Raw genomic sequence first — 19287 nt, forward strand, 5'->3', positions numbered from 1 at the left:
ACGGAGGGCTTCCATGCCGAAGATCGTGCTCCTGTCCGACCCGCGGATCGCCGCGGTTTCCGTCAAGGAGTGCGGGGAACCGCTCGTGGACCTGCGCACCGTGGAGGCCATCCGCGTCGATCCGAGGCTGGCCGACCGCGAGGGGGCCTACGCGCACGTACGGCTGAGCGTGGCCGACCGGCTGGTGGCCGCGCAGACCCGGTTGCCCCGCGAGCTGCGCCTGCTGATCACCGAGGGGTACCGCCGGGTGGGACTGCAGCAGCAGTACTTCGACTCATCGGTCACCCGTCACCGCGCCGCGCACCCCGACTGGGACGAGAACCGCGTTCGCGTCGAGGCCAGCAGATACGTCTCCCCGCCCGACGTGGCCCCCCACGTCACCGGCGGCGCGGTCGACCTGACCCTGTGCACCTCCAACGGCGACGAGCTGCCGATGGGCACGCCGGTCAACGCCACCCCGCCGGAGGACGGCGAGGCCTGCTACACCGCCTCGACCGCCATCTCCGCGGAGGCCACGGCGAACCGGCACATCCTGGGCACCGCCATGACCTCCATCGGCTTCGTCAACTACCCGACCGAGTGGTGGCATTGGTCCTACGGCGAGCGCTATTGGGCCTTCACCACGAGCGCTCACCACGCGCTGTACGGCGCCTGGGAGTTGCCGTCCTGAAGTGGACGGCGTGGCCGGCGGCAGCACATGACGACGACGTCGTACGTGTTGCCGTCCAGGTCAGTTTCCCTTCGCGGCGCGGCCGAGACGGAAGGCCGAGATGAGGAAGAAGATACCGCCGGGGATGGCGTAGCCGGCGGCGTTGGTCAGCGTCGGGCTGGCTGCGGAGGCGCCGAGGATGAAGGACGCACCGGCGAGTACGGAGATGCCGCCGCTGATGATCATCGGCCACTGGCCGCCCATCTTGCGGCGGGTGACGCCCACGATCAGCTGGACCAGCCCGGCCACGACCGCCCAGGCGCCCCACACGCGCAGCACGGCCGGGATACCGGACGCGCAGGCGACGGCCACGCCGACGGCGGTGATCAGGCTGACCGCGATGTTCACGTACAGCAGGGCAGGTGAGCCGGTGGCGCGCGACGCGCGGGCGTCGACGACGGCGGCGGCCACGTCGAACAGCGGGTAGAGCACGAGCAGGGTGACCGCGAGCGGACCCAGGTTCGAGGCGGTCGTGAACATCGCGAGGGCCCAGACGATGGCGAACGCGAACCGGACGAAGTACAGCCGCCGCAAAGCGGACGCGGTCCCGGAAAAACCGGGCGAAGCAGCGATCGTGCTCATGATGATCCTTTCGGTGGATGAGCGATGTGGGGAGCGGCCCGTGGCCGGCCTTCTCGTCCGGTGGGGGGTCCTGCCAGGCCGCCGCCTCGCTCGTGCCTAGCTAGACCGAACGTTCTGTCTCGGCACAGCATGGCAACCTGCGGCGCAGAAAGTCAAGACCGAACGTTCTACCCACTAAGATGGCCGTATGCCCAGCCAATCCGAAGGCCGACCGTCCGAAGCGCGGTCCCGGCTGCTCAACACGGCCACCCGGCTCTTCTACGCGGAGGGCATCCACGCCGTCGGCATCGATCGCATCGTCGCCGAGGCGCAGGTGACGCGGGCCACCCTCTACCGGCACTTCCCCGGCAAGGAAGACCTCGTCCTCGCCTACCTGAACGAGGTCGACCGGGCCATGCGAGGTCAGGCCGACGAGGCCGTCGCCGCCGGACTACCGGCCGACGGCACCATCCAGGCCCTCAGCGAGTCCATCGCCCAAGGCATCCGGTCCCCCGGCTTCCGGGGATGCGCCTTCCTCAACGCCGCCGCCGAGTATCCCGACCCCGAGTCCCCGGTGCACAAGGCCGTGCTCGCCCACCGCCAATGGTTCCTGGAAACCGTCACGGAGCTGCTGGCCAGGATCCAGGAGACCGGCGCCGAGCCCGCCGCCCGCCACTTCGTGATGATGCGCGACGGCGCCATGGCCGCCGGCTGCCTGTTCGACCCGGTGCTGATCTGCGAGACCTTCCTGCGCGGAGTCGAGAGACTCCTGCAGGTTTATGCCGTCACCGACTACAGCGGACCGGCGGGCGCCTGAAGCCGCAGGCCTCCGCCGGCGAACGCTCTCAGCGGAGGGAGGCGGAGGGAGCCGGGCAGCAGGTGCTCGTGCGCCGCGAGCAGCTCGTCGCAGAGCGCGGCGATCTCGGGCATCGGCGGCGTCGCCGAGGTGTTCGGGTCGAGCATGGCCCCGTGCCGGACGTGGTCCCGGCTGCCCGACAGCACGGCACGTACGGTCAGCTCGGTCACGTTGAGGAAGGTCCGGCAGAGCGCCGCGAGTTGCGGCGGCATCGGTCCGATGGCCGTCGGCGTCGCGCCGTCCGCGCCGACCGTGCAGGGCACCTCGACGCGTGGTCGGCCCGGTCCCGTAACTTCTTCACCCGAGCCGATCCTTCGGACCGTACGGACGCGACGCTGGTGCGGTGCTTCTACGGGCCGGAGAACTTCGAGCGGAAGCAGCGAGCCGAAAAGCTGGCCCGCGACCATGGCGTCTCACCCTCGGCGATCGCCATGGGCTACGTCCCGCACCAGCCTTTCCCGACGTTCGCCCTGTACGGGCCGAAGACGCTGGAGGGGTCGAGAGCCGGCTTCAGGGCCGGCGAGATTCACCTGTCCGCCGAGCAGGTCGCCTGGCTACGTGGCGGGTGAGTAAGATCGCAACCAGGATGATACTCTCGTGACGATTCCGGCGAACGGCAGCCGGCGGATGCCCGCCGGGCTCATCGCGCTGACCCTCGGCAGCTTCGGGATCGGCCTGACCGAGTTCGTGATCGCGGGCCTGCTCCCCCAGGTGAGCCTGAGCCTGGCCGTGTCCGAGGCCGCGGCGGGGTGGCTGATCTCCGGATACGCGCTGAGCGTCGCCGTCGGCGCGATCGTGGTGACCGCCGCCACCAGCGGGCTGTCCCGCAAGTCGGTCCTCATCGGGCTGGTGGCGCTCTTCGTCGCCGGCAACCTCCTGTCCGCCGTCGCGTCCGACTATCCGGTGATGCTGCTCGGCCGCGTCGTCGCCGCCCTGTGTCACGGTTCGTTCTTCGGCATCGGCTCGCTCGTCGCCCGGCGCATGGTGCCGCCGGAGCGGGCGTCGAGGGCGGTGGCGGTGATGTTCGCCGGGCTGACCCTCGCCAACGTCCTGGGCGTGCCGTTCGGCGCGCTGGTCGGCGAACGCTGGGGCTGGCGCGCCACGTTCTGGGCGATCACCGTGATCGGCGTGATCGCCCTGCTCGCCATCGCGGCGCTGGTGCCGGGCTGGGCCGGCGCGGTGGACCGTACGCATCCCTCGGCGGCTTCCGGCCTGAACGGGCTGCGCGTCCAGCTCCGCGCGTTCCGCTCCGCGCAGGTCTGGCTGACGCTGGCGGCCACCGCGCTCGGTTACGGCGGCATGTTCGGCGCGTTCAGCTACATCGCCTACACCTTCACCCAGGTCACCGGCTTCTCCAGCGCCGACGTGGCCTGGCTGCTCGTCGTGTACGGCACCGGCCTGGTGATCGGGAACCTGGCCGGCGGGCGGGCCGCGGACCGCAACCGGGACCGCACGCTGATCGCGTCCCTGGCCGGCCTCGCCGCCACGCTCATCGCGTTCGGCCTGCTGGCCGGCAGCCCCGCCGCGTCGGTGGTCCTGGTCTTCCTGCTGGGCCTGTTCGGGTTCGCCGCCGTCCCCGGCATGATCACCCGCGTCACCGACTACGCGGACGGCGTCCCGCTCGCCGCCAGCGCCAACGTCTCGGCCTCCAACGTCGGCAACGCGCTGGGCGCCTGGCTCGGCGGCCTGGCCATCAGCGCCGGCCTCGGCTACACCGCTCCCCTGTACGCCGGCGCCGCCATCGTCCTGGCCGGCCTCGCGGTGATGACGATCAGCGCACGACGGGCATCGGGCGAGCGCGAACAGACCGCCGTGCCTGGGTGAGCACCCACCGGTCGGCGTGACGCCGAGGAGTGGTGGCATTTCGACTACGGCAACCAGATCTGGGCCGTTCACTACAAGAGACCGGTTGCCCTCTACGGCGAGATCGACGATTACGGCTGATATTCGCCGGTTGGGTTGTGGTGCGTCCGCAGGATGGCCGTCATGGCGCGAAGACGGCCCTGGTCTGCCTGCCGCCGGTTCGGTGGGCCGGGCTTCTAGATCGGCGATCATCTGGGTCGGCAGGCTGTCGTTCTCGTGCCGGACCGCCTGCGGGCCGAGTGTGCCGACATGCCTTCCGCCATCCGGACCGGGTCGGAGCCGACTCCCGCAGTGCGAGCGAGCAGGCTGAGCGGCGCGTCGTAGCCGACGTTCGCGGACACTTCGCGGGCCGCCACGATCAGTGCCGCGCGATTGCGAGCGGCGACGCGGCGCCCCTTGCCCGCCGGACGTGCCACGGACATGGCTCTCACACCACCAACCGGACACCAGCGTCCGCATGCTCAACATCAGCATGCCCCGCATTCGACAATGATCAGTCAGACGGGCTACATTGTTACCGGACAGCATTGTCCGGTTGTGATACTCGCTCCTGACAGGAGAGGACGTTGAGCGCTTTCGACAGCAAGATCTGCCTGGTCACCGGCGCGGGCTCCGGCATCGGCCCGGCGGTCGCCTTCGCCAAGGCCGGCGCTCGCGTCGCGGTCTGTGATGTCAACGAAGAGAGCGCTCATCGCACCGCTGCTGCTGCCGCACTTGCTGAGGCAGGGCGGCGGCGCGATCGTGCCGGTGGGCGGCGGCTGGTCGGCGGCCTGACTCGATGCCGAGAAAGAAGCACGAGCTGACTGAGACCTTCCAGCAGGCACCGGAACTGGAGCCGCGCGAGGGCTGCCCGGTGGCGCCGATCCGGCCGACCAGTGCTGACCCGCTGGCAAGTTCGCGTACTGGTCCGACATGCTGGTCAGCCTGGCCGAGTTCACCTCTGAGAAGAAGGACGCCGCTCGGGCCGAGTTCGCCGCGTACATGAGCGCCCACGCCAAAATGATCGGGCATGCTGCTGGTCAACCGCGCCAAGCGGGACCGACTAGCCACCGGCCGCTCGCTCATTCGTACGGCCAGGAGCGCAGCCTGCCTGCCGCCGATCGCAACGAGAACGCCTTTGAGCACGCCGCCGAACTGAGCTTCACCCGCTCCCCACCTGATCACCCGAATCGGAAGGGCATCCATGGAACACTCTCCGACGCCGCCTGCCCGCCTCACAGTCGCGGACCTGGGCTTCGACCCGGACGTGCTACGCGCCAGGTACCGCCACGAACGCGACCGCCGGTTGCGGCCCGACGGCAACGCCCAGTACCAGGGCGCCCGTGGCGAGTTCGGCTACTATGCCGCCGACCCGTACACCGAACGCGCCGAGCGGGAACCGGTCCGTGACAAAGTCGAGGCGCTGGTGGTGGGTGGCGGCTTCGGCGGGCTGCTCACCGGCGCCAGGCTCCGCGAGGCCGGCGTGGACGGCATCCGGATGCTCGACGAGGCCGGCGACTTCGGCGGCACCTGGTACTGGAACCGCTACCCGGGCATCCACTGCGACATCGAATCATCAGTCTACCTGCCGCTGCTCGAAGAGGTCGGTTACCTGCCCACCATGCGGTACGCGCCCGGCGAGGAGATCCGCCGGCACGCCGTCGCGATCGCCGAACTCTACGACCTGTACCGCGACACGCTGTTCCACACCCGCGTCACGGAGCTGCGCTGGGACGACGCCGCGGCCGAGTGGCAGGTGCGCACCGACCGCGGCGACGACTTCCGTACCCGCTACGTCGTCATGTCCTCCGGCACCCTGACCCAGCCGAAGCTGCCCGGCATCCCCGGCATCGAGACGTTCCGCGGGCACACCTTCCACACCAGCCGCTGGGACTACGGCTACACCGGCGGCGACCAGAGCGGCGGCCTGCACCAGCTCGCCGACAAGCGGGTCGCGGTCGTGGGCACCGGCGCCACCGGGATCCAGGTCATCCCGCACCTGGGGCGGGACTCGCAGCACCTGTACGTCTTCCAGCGCACCCCCTCGTCGGTCGACGTGCGCGACAACCGCCCCACCGACCCGGCCTGGGCCGCCTCGCTCAAGCCCGGCTGGCAGCGGGAACGGATGGCGAACTTCCTCACCGTCGTCACCGGCGGGCCCGCCGGACAGGACCTGATCAACGACGGCTGGACCAGCACCGCACGGCTGCAACGCCACCTGATGGCCGGCACCGTCGACACCGACCTGTCACCCGAGCAACGCGAGTACCTCGACGAGATCGCCGACTTCCAGAAGATGAACCAGATCCGCGCCCGCGTCGACGAGATCGTCGACGACCCGGCCACCGCGGAGCTGCTCAAGCCCTGGTACCGCTATATGTGCAAGCGGCCCACCTTCAGCGACCACTACCTGCAGACGTTCAACCGGCCCAACGTCACCCTGGTCGACACCGCCGACCACGGCGGCGTCACCGCGATGACCGAATCGGCGGTCGTGGTCGGCGAGCACGAGTACGAGGTCGACTGCGTCATCTTCGCCACCGGCTTCGAGGTCGGCGTCTCCGGCATCCTCTCCGGCGCCCTGCCGGTGTACGGCCGGGACGGCGCGCCCCTGCTCGGCACCTGGCGGCAGGGCCCCCGCACGCTGCACGGCTTCTACGGCCACGGCTTCCCGAACCTGTTCCACCTGGGCCCGCTGCAGAACGCCTCCGCGGTCAACTTCGTGCACATCCTGCAGGAGCAGGCCACCCACATCGGCGCCGTGGTCGCCGAGGCCCGCCGGCGTGGCCTCGGTGTGGTCGAGCCGACCAAGGACGCCGAGGACGCGTGGGTCGCCACCATCCGGGAGCTGGCGCCGGACCACAGCCGGTTCCAGGCCGAGTGCACTCCCGGCTACTACAACAACGAGGGCAAGCCCCGCCGGGCCAGCCAGACGTACGGGCCCGGTCCGGTCGCCTTCCACGACCTGCTGCGCCGATGGCGTACCGAGGGCGGCATGGACGAGATCCTGGCGGGCAACCGATGAACCGCCGCAAGGCCGAGCTGCTGGTCCGGGCGAGTCCGCTGTGGGGGTCCAACGGCATGGCCTTCGGACCCGACGGGCGCCTGTACGTGGCCCAGTTCCTCGCCGGTCAGATCAGCGCCGTCGACCTGGCCACCGGCGACGTCGATGTGGTCGTGCCACCGGACGGGCCGCTGCACTCCCCCGACGACCTCGCCTTCGACAGCGACGGCGCGATGTACGTGACCGACCTGGTCCCGGGCCGGGTGTGGCGGCGGGGCCCAACCGGGGACTTCACGCTCGTCACCGGCGAGATCACCGCGCCCAACGGCATCGCCTGCGTCGGAACCAGGGTGTTCGCCAACGAGATGATCCCGGGTGGACGTCTGCTGGAGCTGTCCCCGGCCGGCGGCGAACCCACGGTGCTCACGGCGGGCCTCGCCATGGGCAACGCGATGCAGCTCGGCCCGGACGGGCAGCTCTACTACCCGCACATGCTCACCGGCGAGGTGTTCCGCATCCCGCTCGACGGCGGCGAGCCGGAGCTGGTGGCCGCGGACGTCCCGGATCCGGTTGCCGTGCGCTTCGACCGCGCCGGCGCCCTGCTGGTGCTCGCCCGCGGGGCGAGCGGGATCGTCACGCGCGTCGACCTGGCCGGCACCGGCGACCGGTCGGAAATCGTCAGCGAGCTCAACGCCCTGGACAACGCCGCCTTCGACGCCGACAACCGGATGTTCGTCTCCAGCTACGCGCATGGCGGCGTCGCCGAGCTCGCGGCCGACGGACGTACCCGCCAGATCGTGCCCCGCGGCCTCGGCGGCCCCTTCGGGGTGACCATCGATCTCGGCGGCGGCGTCCACGTGGCCGACCACTACCGCCTCACCCAGCCCGCCGACCGGCCGGACGAAGACGTCACCACCACCGAGCAGCTGACCTTCGTGCACGGCATCGCCGCCGACGGCGACCTGCTCCACACCACCTCCCAGTACGGGCACGTACGCACCTACGACCGCCGCTCCGGCACGGTACGCACCCGGGCCGACGGCCTGAACCGGCCGCTGGGCATCGCCGTGCGCGCCGACGGCACCCTGCTGGTCGCCGAATCCGGCGCCGGCCGCATCGTCGCCATCGACCACGACGACCAGGTCAGCGTGCTGGCCGAGGGCCTCGGCCGCCCGGTCGACGTGGCCGTCGACGCCGGCCGGCGCTGCTACGTCAGCGACGAGCAGCTCGCCGCGGTCTACCGCGTCGAGCACGGCGTGCCCGTGCTGCTCGCCGACGGGCTCGGCACCCCGCAGGGCATCACCGTCCACGACGGCACCATGTACGTCGTCGAGACCGCCCACCGCCGCCTGCTCGCCATCGACCTCGCCACCGGCGAGGTGGAGGTCGAAGCCGGCTCGCTTCCGGTCGCGGCCGCGGCCGGCCTGACCGGCCCGGAACCCGGCCTGTTCATCCCGCCCGGCCTGCCCGGAATGCCGCGGCCGTTCGCCGGGATCGCGGCCACGGCGGACGGCTCCCTGATCATCGCTGCGAACGGCGACGGCAGCGTCCTGCTCCTGCACCCCGAAGAAGCCGCACCTGGCCGGAGTGACCGCTGCGCCCGCGATGCCTGAACGCGGCTCAGATCCTGCGCAGGAGATCGCGGCCCTGGCCGTGAAGCGATGGCGGGGCATGACGGCGGGCGGCCGACGCGCGTGAGCGCGGCCGCCCGCCGATATCCGCTGCCCCGGGCGGTGACTACGTCCTGTAGCGGTACAGGATCCGGCCGCGGGTCAGGTCGTACGGGCTGAGCTCCACGAGCACCCGGTCGTACGGCAAGATCTTGATGTAGTTCTTCCGTATCTTCCCGCTGATGTGTGCCAGTACCTTGTGCCCGTTCTCGAGCTCCACCCTGAAGGTGGCGTTACGCATGCACTCGATGACCGTGCCCTCTATTTCGATACCGTCTGGTGATCTTGCCATCGTTCTCTCACCTCTTCATTACGAATGCCGTTGACGCGAGCCGCAGTGCCGTCTCAGCGGAGCACCAATTCCAGATTGCTGCTCGTATGCCGGGCCCCGACGCCCTCGAACAGCGCCATGGCCGCCCGGTTGGACTCGTTCACTTCGGCCGAGGCCGCTTCGGTGCCGCTGTGGTGCAGGGCACCCAGGACGTGGGCGAGCAGCGCCCGGGCGATGCCGCGGCGCCGCCGGTCGGACCGGACCGCGACCAGCCCGATCCGGGGCCGCCTGGTCACCGCTGCCAGCCGGACCAGGCCCACGTACTGATCGGGCCGGGCGGCCACCGCGTACTTCGACGGATCCAGCACGATCGGGCCGGGCACCACCTCGGCGGGCATCTCCTGCCAGCCGACGGTGGCCTCGACCTCGTCGCGAATCGCGCGGTCCAACGTACGCAGAGGGGCCTCTTCCACCCTGCCCGCGGCCACGATCGTCACGCCCTCCGGTGGTGGCGCCGAATCGAGACCCGTGATCCGCGGGTCGGTGGGCACGAGGTACTCCCACTCGCGGCGTCGGATCGCGAACCCGGCACGCTCCCACTGCGACGTCAGGTCAAGGTCGGCCTCGTCGACCACCGTGTGCAGCGGCCTCGGCAGGTCCGCCAGCATGGCGTCGGCGAGCCGGTCGAAGACCTCGCCGACCCACGCGTCGATGCTGAGGAACATCCGTCCGTCGGGCCTGCGTGACACGTCGCCGCGGCCGACCACCCGGTCGCCCTCGACGGCGTGCCATTGCCGCTCCGCCACCCGGCTGATCGCTACGGCATGCTCGCCGGTGCCTGACGGGAAACCATCAGAATTCATAGGTTGTCGCCTTTCGGGATCGCCTTGTCGAGGCGCTCCCGGCGACATCTATGTCAGTCGCCCGACCGTGACGACGAGGGGAGCACCCACATCGATACAGCGTTCATGGGTCTCACCTCCTCGTGCGGTGTCACGGTTCGCAGGACCCTATCAGCGCGCGGATCGTCCCGTCCAACCATTTTCCCGGGCCGCCCGGGCCATGGCCGAGCGGATCCACGGGACGGTGCGGAACCTACCCGCGGTGGAGGACGTCACCCACCGCGGCCAGCGACAGCGTCTTGTAGCCGACCGAGTCGAACAGCACGGTGATCCGGTCATGTTCGCGGCTCATGACCGTCCCCGCACCCCACATCTTGTGCGTCACCCTCGCCTGCACAGGTAGCTCCCCGCCGTCCGAGGCGGGCGCCGGTCCGGGTGCCGGGCCGTTCTCGCAGGTGTCGCAGGTGCCGCAGGTTCCGGTGTACGGTTCGCCGAAGTATGCGAGCAGGAACCGGCGGCGGCAGCCCCTGGTCTCCGCGTAGCCGCGCATCATGTCGATCCGCGAGTCGTCCACGCGTCGTCGCGCCTCGTCCAGCTCGGACGCCCGCGCGGCGGCCTGCTCCGGCGTCAGCGTGCGGGAGGCGTACCGCAGGTCGCCGGTGTGGGTCACGGTGAGCGCGCCCGCGCGTTCCAGCAGGTTGACGAGCCTGTCGAGGTTGGACGTGCTCACCTTGAGCAGCGCGGCCAGTTCGCCCGCGGGCACCGTGCCGGCGTGCTCGCGGACCAGGGTCGCCACGCGCAGCAGCGCCTCGGCGTCGGCTCGCCCGCCGGTGAAGAACCGGCGCAGGCCCAGATCCTCCTGCCGGTAGAACAGCACCGCCGAGGCCGGAGCGCCGTCCCGTCCCGCCCTGCCGATCTCCTGGTAGTACGCGTCGGGCGACTCCGGCGGCTCGGCGTGCAGCACGTAGCGCACGTCGGGCCGGTCGATGCCCATGCCGAACGCCGACGTCGCCACGACGGTGTCCACCTCGCCCCTGGTGAACAGCTCGTGCACGCGGGTGCGTTCGGTGGCCCGCATGCCGCCGTGGTACGGCTCGGCCCGGCGTCCCTTCCGCGTCAGCGCGGCCGCGTACTGCTCGGTCTCCTTGCGGGTGGCGACGTACACCAGGCCGAGACCGCTCAGGGAAGCGGCGTGCTCGACCAGCGCCCGCTGCTTGTCCTGGGCGGAGACGAAGCGGCGGACCTCCAGCGAGATGTTCGGGCGGTCGAACCCCCTGATGATCTCCACCGGGTCGGTCAGCCCCAGCGAGCGGATGATCTCCTCGCGGACGTTCGGGGCGGCGGTGGCGGTCATCGCCACCACCGGCGGATGCCCCAGGCGCTCGATGACCTTCCCGAGCCGCAGGTAGTCGGGCCGGAAGTCGTGGCCCCAGGACGAGACGCAATGGGCCTCGTCGATGACGATCAGCGAGGGCCCGGCCTGCGCGAGGCGTTCGACGACGTCGGCCTTGGCGAGCTGTTCCGGGGACAGGAACACGAACGCCGCGTCCCCGGCCGTCACCTTCTCCAGCCCGGCCGCTACGGAGGAGGTCGAGTTCACCGCCACGGCGCCGCCCGCGTCGGCCTTGAGCAGGTGGGTCACCTGGTCGCGCTGGAGCGCGATCAGCGGCGAGACGACGATCGCGGGGCCGTCGAGCAGCAGCGTGGGCACCTGGTAGACCGCTGACTTGCCGCCGCCGGTCGGCATGACGAGCAGCACGTCGCGGCCCTTGAGTAAGTGCTCCATCGCCTCCTGCTGGCCCGGGCGCAGCTCTGTCCAGCCGAAGCGCCGCAAGGCCGTGGCCCGCAGCTTCCGCCCCTGCCGCCCGAACCGGCCCTTCAACCTCGTCCACAAGCCCATGCCGCCCAACCCTCCGCTCGGTGGCGGTCATTACCCGCACTGGCGGGCCGCATGCCTGCGACCGATCGGGCCGCAGCTTACGGCAACTCGCCCGCCGGGCCGGGCGCTCCCCACATCGAACCGCACACCGGCGTCAGCCCTTGACCGCGCCGGCGCTCAACCCCTGGATGAGGAAGCGCTGGACGTACGCGAAGAGCACGACGACGGGCGCCACGGCGATCAGGCCCCCGGCGGCGAGAGCGCCGAAGTCGGTGCCGAACTCCCCCAGCAGGTAGCTCAGCCCGACGGGCACGGTGAACCGGTCCTGCGAGCTGATGAACATGATGGCGAACAGGAAGTTGTTCCACGCGCTGATGAACGCGAAGGACCCGACGGCGACGATCCCGGGCTTCAGCAGCGGCAGGACGACCGCGCAGAACGCCTGGATCCGGCCGCACCCGTCCACCTGAGCCGCCTCCTCCAGGGAGACCGGCACATTTCTGATGAAGCCCGCCATGAGGACGAGGGAGAGCGGCAGGTGGAAGACGGTGTCGGCGATGATCAGGCTCCACAGGCTGTTCGTCAGATAGAGCCCGTTGAAGATCTGGAAGAGCGGGATGAGCATCATGGCGCCCGGGATGAACTGCGTGCACAGCATGATGACCAGGAAGACGTTCTTGCCGCGGAAGGTGAGGCGGGCGAGCGCGTACCCGCCGAGCATGCCGATCACCGTCGACACGAGGAGGCTGGCGACCGCGACGACGATGCTGTTGCGGAAGTAGACGCCGAAGCCCGAGCCCTCCCAGACCCTGCGGAAGTTCTCCAGGGTGATGGGCCACGGCACGAGGGCCGTGGAACCCGGCGGCCGGAAGGCGAACAGCACCATCCAGTACAACGGGACGAGCGTGAAGAGCAGGAACAACGTCAGCGGCAACCACAGCATCAGGCGGCCGCCGGCCGAGCGCCGCCGCTTGCGGGCCGCGTGGGCGCCGGTCGCGTGCCCCCGGGTCGGTGGTGTCGCCGGGGCCCGCCCGACGTCGTCGCGGGTGGCGAGGCTCACTTGCCCTCCTTGGAATCGCCGGAGCTGATGCGCAGGTAGACCAGGGACGCGAAGGTCAGCAGCAGGAACGCCGTGACGGTGAGCGCGGAGCCGTAGCCGAAGTCCTGGTCGTGGATGGCGGTCTGGGCCACGTAGAGCGGCAGCGTGGTCGTCGAACCCGCCGGGCCGCCGGCGGTCATCGTGTACAGCAGGTCGACGTTGTTGAACTCCCACACCGCCCGCAGCAGCGTGGCGATGACCACGGCCCTGCGGATGTGCGGCCAGGTCACCGACGAGAACCGGCGCAGCGGCCCGGCGCCGTCGACGTTCGCGGCCTCGTACAGCTCCAGCGGGACCGACTGCAGGTCGGCGAGGATGAGGATGGCGAAGAACGGGATGCCCTTCCACAGCTCGGCGATGACCAGGGCCCAGAAGGTCGTGCCGGGATCCGACAGCAGGGAGGTCCCGTACTCGCCGATGCCCATGGACGCCAGGTAGTGCCCGATCCCGGTGGTGGGGTTGTAGAGCAGGATCCAGATCGTCGTCGTGAGGATGCCCGACACCGCCCATGGGCTGAAGGCCAGGGCGCGGGCCAGCCCGCGGCCCACGAAGGTGCGGTTCAGCACCAGCGCCAGCGCCAGGCCGAGCACGAACTGCAGCCCCACCTCCACGAACACCCACTGGGCGGTGAAGCGCAGGCTCCGCCAGAACCGCTCGTCGGCCAGCAGTGCCCGGTAGTTGTCCAGGCCGGCGAACCCGTCGTCGAGGGGCCGGGTGAGGTTGTGGTGGCGCAGGCTCTCCCAGAAGACGCTGAGCACGGGATAGAGCAGGAAGACCAGCACCAGCACGACGGCCGGCGCGATCAGCAGGTACGCGTGCCCGGCCCGGGACCCGGCCGGGCGGTGCACCGGTTCGGCGGTCGTGGAGCTCATCCGTGCTCCTTGTCGTACTTGCGCTTGGCCGTGGTCAGGGCCGTGGCCGCGGCGGTGAGGAAGTCACGGGGCGTCAGGCTGCCCTGCAGCACCTTCTGCCACTCCGGAAGCAGGTCGGTGACGGTGATGGAGGTGAATTCCGGCAGGTAGTAGGGCTGTTCCAGGGTCACGACGCCGGGCTTCGCGGCGGCGTCCAGCGCGGCCTTCATGGCGGCGTTCTCGGTCACCCACTTCTCTTTCGCGACCGTCTTGTTGCCCGGGAGGTATCCGGACTTCTGGGCCCAGAAGCTGTTGCCCTCGGGCTCCATCGTGTAGGCGAGGAACTTCCAGGCCTCCTCCTGGTGCTCGCTCTCCTGGAACATCGCGAACCCGGTCGTCATCCAGCCGGTCAGCACCTGGCCGTCCGGCCCGGGGAAGGGCGCGACGGCGCCGACCTTCTCGGCTCCCAGGGCGGCGACGTGGTTGGGGTAGGAGCCGATGCTGTGGCTCAACATGGCCGCGCCGCCGTTGCCGAACTGGGCCACCATGGTCTTGAAGTCTGCGGTCAGATCGCTGCGCGCGGTCTGCTTGCCGAACAGGGCCACGTACTTCTCGCAGGCGGCGATGACCGCGGGGTCGTCCAGCGTGGAGGACCCGTCCTCGCGGAAGAACGTGCTCACGCCCGCGCGTGGATAGACCATCTGCACGAACTGGCTGAAGAAGCCGTTGCCGCCGCGCAGCGTGTAGCCGAAGCGGCCGGAGGAGGCGTCGGTGAGGCGGCTCGCGGCCGCGTCGAAGTCCGCCCAGGTGGCCGGCGGCTTCAGCCCGGCCTCCTGGAACCAGTCGGCGCGATAGTAGATCACGTCGGCGAGGCTGGTGGTGGGCGTCAGGTAGAGCTTGCCGTCGGGGGCGGCGGCCCGGGTGGACTTGAGCATCTGCTCGGAGATGTGCTGTTCGAGGCCGGCCTTCTTCAGGCGTTCGTCCAGGGGGGCGAGCGCGTTCTGGGCCACCAGGGCCGCGAGGTCGGACGCCTTCGGGGTGAGCAGGTCGGGTGTGGAGCGCGTGGCGATCGCGGTGTTGATCTTCTGCATGTACTGGTCGGTGGGCAGGCCCAGGTAGTTGATGCGGATGCCGGGATTCTTGGCCTCGAACATCGAGATCAGCTTCTTGAGGTTGGCCGTGCGCTCCGGGCGGGTGTCGGTGTCCCACAACTGCAGCGTGACGCTGCCGCCGCTGCCGCCGCCTGAGCCGCCGCAGGCGCTCACCGCGGACGCCAGACCCATGGCGACGCCGGCCTGTGCCGCCGTCCGGATGAAGCTGCGCCGGGACAGGGCGTACCGGCCGAGGACCTCGGCCGGGTGGTGCTGACGGGTCATGGGTCTTTCCTCTCGTTCACCAAGAACTGCGCTCCGCTGTGCGGTTGCCATACGGTACATGAGATATGAGATTTAGGGTATGGTCGGTTCTATACAATGGGCCATATGCCCTCCGATCCCCCCGGCGGCCAGACGGAGCGCCGGTTGCGGTGGTCGATGACAAGTGAAGGAGCGCGGGTGAGTGAGACAGCGTTGGGCGCGATCAAAGCGTCTTCGAGGACGGCCCTCGTCCTCGAAGCGCTGCGTCGCGGCATTCTGAGCGGCGAGCTGCCGGCCGGGCGTGCCCTCGTGGAGGTGGAGCTCGCCAGCCGTTTCGGTGTCTCCAAGACTCCGGTGCGCGAGGCGCTGAAGACGCTCAGCGGGGCCGGCCTGGTCACCATCAGCGAATACACCGGGGTGACGGTCCGCAAGGTCGACGAGCGCCTCACCCGGAGCGTGTTCGACGCCCGGTGCCTGATCGAGCCGGCCGCGGTGCGGCGAAGCGTCGAGGCCGGGCTGAGCGACGGCGGCCGGCTAGCCCGCGAGGCCCTGCGCAAGTCGGACGAGGCCACGGACGAGGTGACCCGCAGCCTCGCCAATCGCGACTTCCACCGCGCCCTCTACGCCGACTGCGACAACGAGGTGCTGGTCGGCGTGCTCGACCAGCTGCGCGACCAGACGGCCCTCATCTCCGTCAACGTCTGGTCCCAGCGTCCCTCCTGGGAGGACGAGGCGCAGGAGCACCGGCAGATTCTCGAGGCGGCACTGAGCGGGCAGGCCGACGAGGCGGCCCGGCTCGTGTTGCAGCACATCAGCGTGTTCCAGGAGCGGGCGCTCCAGCAGATCAAGGAGGCCGGCCGTGAGGTTCGGTGAGCTCTCCCGGGCCCTGCGCGACGTCGTCGCCATCCCGGTCACGCCCTACGCCGGCGGCGTCCCCGACCTCGCGCTGTACCGTTCGCTGCTGCGCCGCCTGGTCGACGCGGGCGTCAACGTGCTCACCCCGAACGGCAACACCGGCGAGTTCTACGCCCTGAGCGCCGAGGAGCGGCTCCAGCTGATCACGGCCGCCGCGGAGGCCGTTCAGGGAGAGGCGCACCTCCTGGCCGGGATCGGCCTCGACGTCGCCACCGCCGTCGAGGAGGCCCGCCACGCGGCGGCGCACGGCATCCGGATGGTCATGGTGCACCAGCCGGTGCACCCGCACGTGTCGGCCCAGGGCTGGCTCGACTACCACAGGGAGATCGCCGAAGCGGTGCCCGACCTGGCCCTGGTCCTCTACCTGCGCAACGCCTGGGTGGACGGCCGGCTGCTGACGCGGCTGGGCGACCTGTGCCCCAACGTGATCGCCCTGAAGTACGCCGTCGCGGACGTGAACCGTTTCGCGCAGCTACGCGCGGAGACAGGCCCCGACCGGTTCGTCTGGATCGCCGGGCTGGCCGAACCGTACGCGCTCTCCTACGCCGTCCACGGCGCCGAGGGCTTCACCTCCGGGCTGGTGAACGTCAACCCCGCCTTCTCGCTCCGGCTCAGGGACGCCCTGCGCGAGGAGCGCTATCCGGCGGCGGAGCGGATGCTCCGCGACATCGCGCGATTCGAGCACCTGCGCGCGGTCGACGGCGGAGCCAACAACGTCAGCGTCGTCAAGGAGGCGATGCACCAGCTCGGCCTGTGCGACCGCGCGGTCCGGGCGCCGAGCACCGTCCTCGGCGAACCCGAACGGCAGGAGGTCGCGCGGATCCTCACCGAGTGGGCGAAGGCCGACGACCTCGGGCCCCTGCCCGTGGCGGCGTCATGAGGATCAGCGGCCTCCGCTCGTTCGTGCAGCGCGTCGGCGATCGTCCCCGGGTGCTGGTGCGCGTCGACACCGACGAGGGCGTCAGCGGCTGGGGCGAGGCCTACAACCATGGCCCCGACCTGGCGCTCGGCCCCCTGCTCGATTACCTCGGCGGGCAGATCGGGGGTGCGGACCCGCGGCGCGTGGAATACGTGTCCCAGCTCCTCCTCCGCACCGCCAGGTTCCCGCAGGGGGCGCTCGGGCTGGCGGCGATCGCCGCCATCGACCACGCGCTGTGGGACATCACCGCCAAGGCGCTCGGCGTGCCCGTCTACCAGGTGCTCGGTGGCGCCGTACGAGATCGGGTGCGCGTCTACTGCGGGCTCTACTCCGCGCCCGACCCCGACGAGTGCCGCCGCCAGACCACCGAGCTGCACCGACAACACGGATTCACCGCCTTCAAGCTGAGCCCGTTCCGTACGGACCTGCACGCCAGACGCTGGGGCCTCGTCGTCGCCGAGACGGCGGAATGGGCTCAGGAGGTCAGGCGGTGCTGCCCGGAGGAGTTCGACTTCGCCTTCGACGCGCACGCCAAGATCTTCGAGCCCTACCAGGCGGTTCAGCTCGGCAACGCCCTGGCGCCGATGGACCCGCTCTTCCTGGAGGAGCCGCTCCGCCCGGAGCACTACGCCTCCTGGGGCCACCTGCGCCAGCAGTTGGAGGTGCCCCTGGCCACCGGCGAGAGCCTGTACTCTCCCCACGAGTTCCTGAACCTGCTCACCCACGGGGGCGCCGACCTCGTCCAGCCGGACATCTGCGTGGTGGGCGGCATGTCCCAGATGCGGCGCATCGCGACCCTCGCCGAGACCTTCAACACGATGGTGGCGCCCCACAACCCGATGGGGCCCCTGGCCACCGCGCACAACGTGCACTTCGCCGCGGCCTGCAGCAACTTCTCGATCCTGGAGTACAAGCCGGAGACAACGAGGTGGTGCCCGGACCCGTACGTGCCGGTCGACGGGCACCTGGAGCTGCGGCCCGACCGGCCCGGCTGGGGGATCACCATCGACGAGGATGCCCTGGCGGAGGACGACTACGTGCACTGGGAACGCCGGGTTCCCGTCCGGCCGGACGGGTCCCTCGCGTTCTGCTGAAACGGCGGGGCCCTGGCAGGTGAGGGGCGTCTCCGGGTTGGTGATCATGTCGCCGCCGGCACCTGCCCCCACTTCACGCCCGCGCCCACCGGGCCACGCGCTCCCGCGCGGTCACCGTCATACCCGCCCGCCGCGCGTGACGCACGAGCGCCGACGGGGGTGCCGTGGATGCCGTAGGCGACCGTCCTGGGGACCGTTGCTGCGCGGCGTCAGGCGGGATGCGGGGCGGGCGTCGCCGGAGCGGCCGCGACCTTGCGGGTCTCGCGCATCATCAGCAGGCCGTTGATCACCATCAGCGTCGCGGTCAGGGCGTGGACGCCGAACGCGGTGGCCACGGAGCCGTGGTGGGCCAGCACGGTGGTCATGTCGCCGTACGCGGCGAGCGCCTCCACCAGCAGCACCCAGCCCAGCGCCCGGCGGTGGCCCGTCACCAGCAGGATGCCCAGGACCAGGGCCAGGACGACGTCGCGGATTCCCTTGATGATCAGGAAGCCGCCGCCGTCGCCGGACGGCCAGCTCGGCAGGCCGAACCCCGGCGCCGTCGTCTCCGGGCTCAGGATGAAATCCGTCCCGAACCAGAGGATGAAGAGGATGAAGGCGGCGGTCAGGACGGTGTTGATCTTCTTCAGTGACATTGTTCTTCTCCTGCGAGGGCTTGGGAGTTCTGTGGGGTCTGGTCAGGCGGCGCGGACGCGGCTGATGTGGCGGGCGTAGCGGGGGCGGCCGATGATGTGCCAGATGCCGCGTACCGGAGCGGGAAGGGCGGACAGGAGCGTGGCGCGCTCGGCCGGGTTCGCGTCCTCCAGGACGAGGCCGAAGAGGGTGAAAAGGGTGAGCTTGGGCGTGTTGGCCACCAGGTGGTCGCCCAGGGAGGCCCACTCCTTTTCGGTGATGTGCTCGGCCGCGAGCGGAAGAAGGGTGGCCTCCTCGTCGTCGAGGTGCTCGAGAAGCACGGCCCGGTGGTCGGCGAGGGCGGCCACGAGCGTGTCGCGCTCGTCCGCCCCGGCGGCGGCCTCCCACGCCGGGACCGCGGCGTCCAGCCTGGTCAGCGTGGCCGCGACGCGCTCGTGCTGTGCCTCCATGCGCAGGACGATGTCGCTCTCCAGATCGACCCGGGACAGCAGCGGCGGCCACAGCAGCTCGTCCTCGCCCTCGTGATGGTTCTTCAGTCCCAGCCGGTAGTCACGGAAATGGTCGGCGATCACCTTGGCGCGAGCGGTGTCACCCGGGGCGACCGCCGCGACGAGTTCCATCAGCAGCCGCGACTCGCGACGGAAGGCGCGGTGGACGATCTCCATGTCCTGGGTGTTGACGCTCATCTGTTCCTGCCCTTCATCGGTGGCGATGTGTTCAGGCTGCTCCCGGGTATTTGGAGGGGGCTTGGAGCCGATTTGGAACCGCCCACGTACGATGTGCGAAT

At 70.4% G+C, this 19287-nt stretch carries 20 protein-coding genes; 10 read left to right on the top strand and 10 right to left on the bottom strand.

The window, feature by feature from the left end:
• Window positions 1-13: 13 nt before the first annotated feature.
• A complete protein-coding gene (locus tag AB0J87_RS33770; protein ID WP_363971712.1) occupies window positions 14-670 on the top strand; it encodes a M15 family metallopeptidase in 657 nt (218 codons plus the stop codon).
• 60 nt (window positions 671-730) lie between these two features.
• On the opposite strand, the gene AB0J87_RS33775 is transcribed toward AB0J87_RS33770, so the two are convergent.
• On the bottom strand, window positions 731-1291 hold the full coding sequence (locus AB0J87_RS33775) for a hypothetical protein (RefSeq protein ID WP_363971714.1): 561 nt from the start codon (window positions 1289-1291) through the stop codon (window positions 731-733).
• Between the two features lie 187 nt (window positions 1292-1478).
• Here AB0J87_RS33775 and AB0J87_RS33780 point away from each other — a divergent pair, with 187 nt between their 5' ends.
• On the top strand, window positions 1479-2087 hold the full coding sequence (locus tag AB0J87_RS33780; RefSeq protein WP_363971716.1) for a TetR/AcrR family transcriptional regulator: 609 nt from the start codon (window positions 1479-1481) through the stop codon (window positions 2085-2087).
• Here the strand turns inward: AB0J87_RS33780 and AB0J87_RS33785 are convergent.
• Window positions 2063-2389 (bottom strand): hypothetical protein, encoded by a 327-nt coding sequence (locus AB0J87_RS33785; protein ID WP_363971718.1) that lies wholly within the window; start codon window positions 2387-2389, stop codon window positions 2063-2065. The two genes, AB0J87_RS33780 and AB0J87_RS33785, sit on opposite strands and share 25 nt — an antisense overlap.
• Here AB0J87_RS33785 and AB0J87_RS33790 point away from each other — a divergent pair.
• The 5 genes from AB0J87_RS33790 to AB0J87_RS33810 all read left to right on the top strand — a co-directional run bounded on the left by AB0J87_RS33790 (window position 2327) and on the right by AB0J87_RS33810 (window position 8585).
• Window positions 2327-2695 (top strand): aldo/keto reductase, encoded by a 369-nt coding sequence (locus tag AB0J87_RS33790; protein WP_363971720.1) that lies wholly within the window; start codon window positions 2327-2329, stop codon window positions 2693-2695. The genes AB0J87_RS33785 and AB0J87_RS33790 overlap by 63 nt on opposite strands.
• 28 nt (window positions 2696-2723) lie before the next feature.
• Complete coding sequence (locus AB0J87_RS33795; RefSeq protein WP_363971722.1) at window positions 2724-3950, top strand: MFS transporter; 1227 nt, start codon at window positions 2724-2726, stop codon at window positions 3948-3950.
• A gap of 605 nt (window positions 3951-4555) precedes the next feature.
• Window positions 4556-4792, top strand: coding sequence for an SDR family NAD(P)-dependent oxidoreductase (locus AB0J87_RS33800; RefSeq protein ID WP_363971724.1), 237 nt, complete (start codon window positions 4556-4558; stop codon window positions 4790-4792).
• 380 nt (window positions 4793-5172) lie between these two features.
• The gene (locus AB0J87_RS33805) at window positions 5173-6993 is read left to right on the top strand and encodes an NAD(P)/FAD-dependent oxidoreductase (RefSeq protein WP_363971726.1); all 1821 of its coding nucleotides are present in this window, start codon (window positions 5173-5175) and stop codon (window positions 6991-6993) included.
• Window positions 6990-8585, top strand: a complete 1596-nt coding sequence (locus AB0J87_RS33810; RefSeq protein ID WP_363971728.1) for a hypothetical protein — start codon at window positions 6990-6992, stop codon at window positions 8583-8585. The genes AB0J87_RS33805 and AB0J87_RS33810 overlap by 4 nt, the downstream gene beginning before the upstream one ends.
• Window positions 8586-8709: 124 nt before the next feature.
• Here the strand turns inward: AB0J87_RS33810 and infA are convergent, their stop codons facing one another.
• The 6 genes from infA to AB0J87_RS33840 all read right to left on the bottom strand — a co-directional run bounded on the left by infA (window position 8710) and on the right by AB0J87_RS33840 (window position 14960).
• Window positions 8710-8934, bottom strand: a complete 225-nt coding sequence (gene infA / locus AB0J87_RS33815; protein ID WP_350734166.1) for a translation initiation factor IF-1 — start codon at window positions 8932-8934, stop codon at window positions 8710-8712.
• A 53-nt stretch (window positions 8935-8987) separates the two neighbouring features.
• Window positions 8988-9776, bottom strand: coding sequence for a GNAT family N-acetyltransferase (locus tag AB0J87_RS33820; protein ID WP_363971730.1), 789 nt, complete (start codon window positions 9774-9776; stop codon window positions 8988-8990).
• A gap of 232 nt (window positions 9777-10008) precedes the next feature.
• Window positions 10009-11655 (bottom strand): RecQ family ATP-dependent DNA helicase, encoded by a 1647-nt coding sequence (locus tag AB0J87_RS33825; protein ID WP_363971732.1) that lies wholly within the window; start codon window positions 11653-11655, stop codon window positions 10009-10011.
• Between the two features lie 133 nt (window positions 11656-11788).
• A complete protein-coding gene (locus AB0J87_RS33830; protein WP_363971734.1) occupies window positions 11789-12694 on the bottom strand; it encodes a carbohydrate ABC transporter permease in 906 nt (301 codons plus the stop codon).
• Entirely contained in the window at window positions 12691-13605 is a 915-nt protein-coding gene (locus AB0J87_RS33835; RefSeq protein WP_363971736.1) for a sugar ABC transporter permease, read from the bottom strand. The genes AB0J87_RS33830 and AB0J87_RS33835 overlap by 4 nt, the downstream gene beginning before the upstream one ends.
• On the bottom strand, window positions 13602-14960 hold the full coding sequence (locus AB0J87_RS33840) for a sugar ABC transporter substrate-binding protein (protein ID WP_363971738.1): 1359 nt from the start codon (window positions 14958-14960) through the stop codon (window positions 13602-13604). The genes AB0J87_RS33835 and AB0J87_RS33840 overlap by 4 nt, the downstream gene beginning before the upstream one ends.
• Before the next feature lie 177 nt (window positions 14961-15137).
• On the opposite strand from AB0J87_RS33840, the gene AB0J87_RS33845 reads away from it, so the two are divergent.
• From AB0J87_RS33845 to AB0J87_RS33855, 3 genes are read left to right on the top strand one after another with little or no spacing between them, the layout of a single operon-like run.
• Window positions 15138-15812, top strand: a complete 675-nt coding sequence (locus tag AB0J87_RS33845; protein WP_363971740.1) for a GntR family transcriptional regulator — start codon at window positions 15138-15140, stop codon at window positions 15810-15812.
• Window positions 15799-16734 (top strand): dihydrodipicolinate synthase family protein, encoded by a 936-nt coding sequence (locus AB0J87_RS33850; protein WP_350734155.1) that lies wholly within the window; start codon window positions 15799-15801, stop codon window positions 16732-16734. The genes AB0J87_RS33845 and AB0J87_RS33850 overlap by 14 nt, the downstream gene beginning before the upstream one ends.
• Entirely contained in the window at window positions 16731-17867 is a 1137-nt protein-coding gene (locus AB0J87_RS33855) for a mandelate racemase/muconate lactonizing enzyme family protein (RefSeq protein ID WP_363971743.1), read from the top strand. Before AB0J87_RS33850 ends, AB0J87_RS33855 begins: the two co-directional genes overlap by 4 nt.
• 209 nt (window positions 17868-18076) lie before the next feature.
• Here AB0J87_RS33855 and AB0J87_RS33860 read toward each other — a convergent pair whose 3' ends face one another.
• Together AB0J87_RS33860 and AB0J87_RS33865 are read right to left on the bottom strand one after the other, a co-directional pair.
• Window positions 18077-18502, bottom strand: a complete 426-nt coding sequence (locus tag AB0J87_RS33860) for a DUF4267 domain-containing protein (RefSeq protein ID WP_363971744.1) — start codon at window positions 18500-18502, stop codon at window positions 18077-18079.
• 42 nt (window positions 18503-18544) lie between these two features.
• The gene (locus AB0J87_RS33865; protein WP_363971746.1) at window positions 18545-19186 is read right to left on the bottom strand and encodes a hemerythrin domain-containing protein; all 642 of its coding nucleotides are present in this window, start codon (window positions 19184-19186) and stop codon (window positions 18545-18547) included.
• Window positions 19187-19287 lie beyond the last annotated feature (101 nt).

Source organism: Nonomuraea sp. NPDC049625 (assembly GCF_040675285.1).
In the GTDB taxonomy this organism is placed as follows: domain Bacteria; phylum Actinomycetota; class Actinomycetes; order Streptosporangiales; family Streptosporangiaceae; genus Nonomuraea; species Nonomuraea angiospora_A.

What these genes read in the sequence shown, in the direction of transcription:
- AB0J87_RS33820 (WP_363971730.1), bottom strand. Translation starts at nt 9,776, where the DNA reads ATGAATTCTGATGGTTTCCCGTCAGGCACCGGCGAGCATGCCGTAGCG.
- AB0J87_RS33840 (WP_363971738.1), bottom strand. Translation starts at nt 14,960, where the DNA reads ATGACCCGTCAGCACCACCCGGCCGAGGTCCTCGGCCGGTACGCCCTG.
- infA (WP_350734166.1), bottom strand. Translation starts at nt 8,934, where the DNA reads ATGGCAAGATCACCAGACGGTATCGAAATAGAGGGCACGGTCATCGAG.
- AB0J87_RS33805 (WP_363971726.1), top strand. Translation starts at nt 5,173, where the DNA reads ATGGAACACTCTCCGACGCCGCCTGCCCGCCTCACAGTCGCGGACCTG.
- AB0J87_RS33860 (WP_363971744.1), bottom strand. Translation starts at nt 18,502, where the DNA reads ATGTCACTGAAGAAGATCAACACCGTCCTGACCGCCGCCTTCATCCTC.
- AB0J87_RS33770 (WP_363971712.1), top strand. Translation starts at nt 14, where the DNA reads ATGCCGAAGATCGTGCTCCTGTCCGACCCGCGGATCGCCGCGGTTTCC.
- AB0J87_RS33775 (WP_363971714.1), bottom strand. Translation starts at nt 1,291, where the DNA reads ATGAGCACGATCGCTGCTTCGCCCGGTTTTTCCGGGACCGCGTCCGCT.
- AB0J87_RS33825 (WP_363971732.1), bottom strand. Translation starts at nt 11,655, where the DNA reads ATGGGCTTGTGGACGAGGTTGAAGGGCCGGTTCGGGCGGCAGGGGCGG.
- AB0J87_RS33810 (WP_363971728.1), top strand. Translation starts at nt 6,990, where the DNA reads ATGAACCGCCGCAAGGCCGAGCTGCTGGTCCGGGCGAGTCCGCTGTGG.
- AB0J87_RS33835 (WP_363971736.1), bottom strand. Translation starts at nt 13,605, where the DNA reads ATGAGCTCCACGACCGCCGAACCGGTGCACCGCCCGGCCGGGTCCCGG.
- AB0J87_RS33865 (WP_363971746.1), bottom strand. Translation starts at nt 19,186, where the DNA reads ATGAGCGTCAACACCCAGGACATGGAGATCGTCCACCGCGCCTTCCGT.
- AB0J87_RS33780 (WP_363971716.1), top strand. Translation starts at nt 1,479, where the DNA reads ATGCCCAGCCAATCCGAAGGCCGACCGTCCGAAGCGCGGTCCCGGCTG.
- AB0J87_RS33855 (WP_363971743.1), top strand. Translation starts at nt 16,731, where the DNA reads ATGAGGATCAGCGGCCTCCGCTCGTTCGTGCAGCGCGTCGGCGATCGT.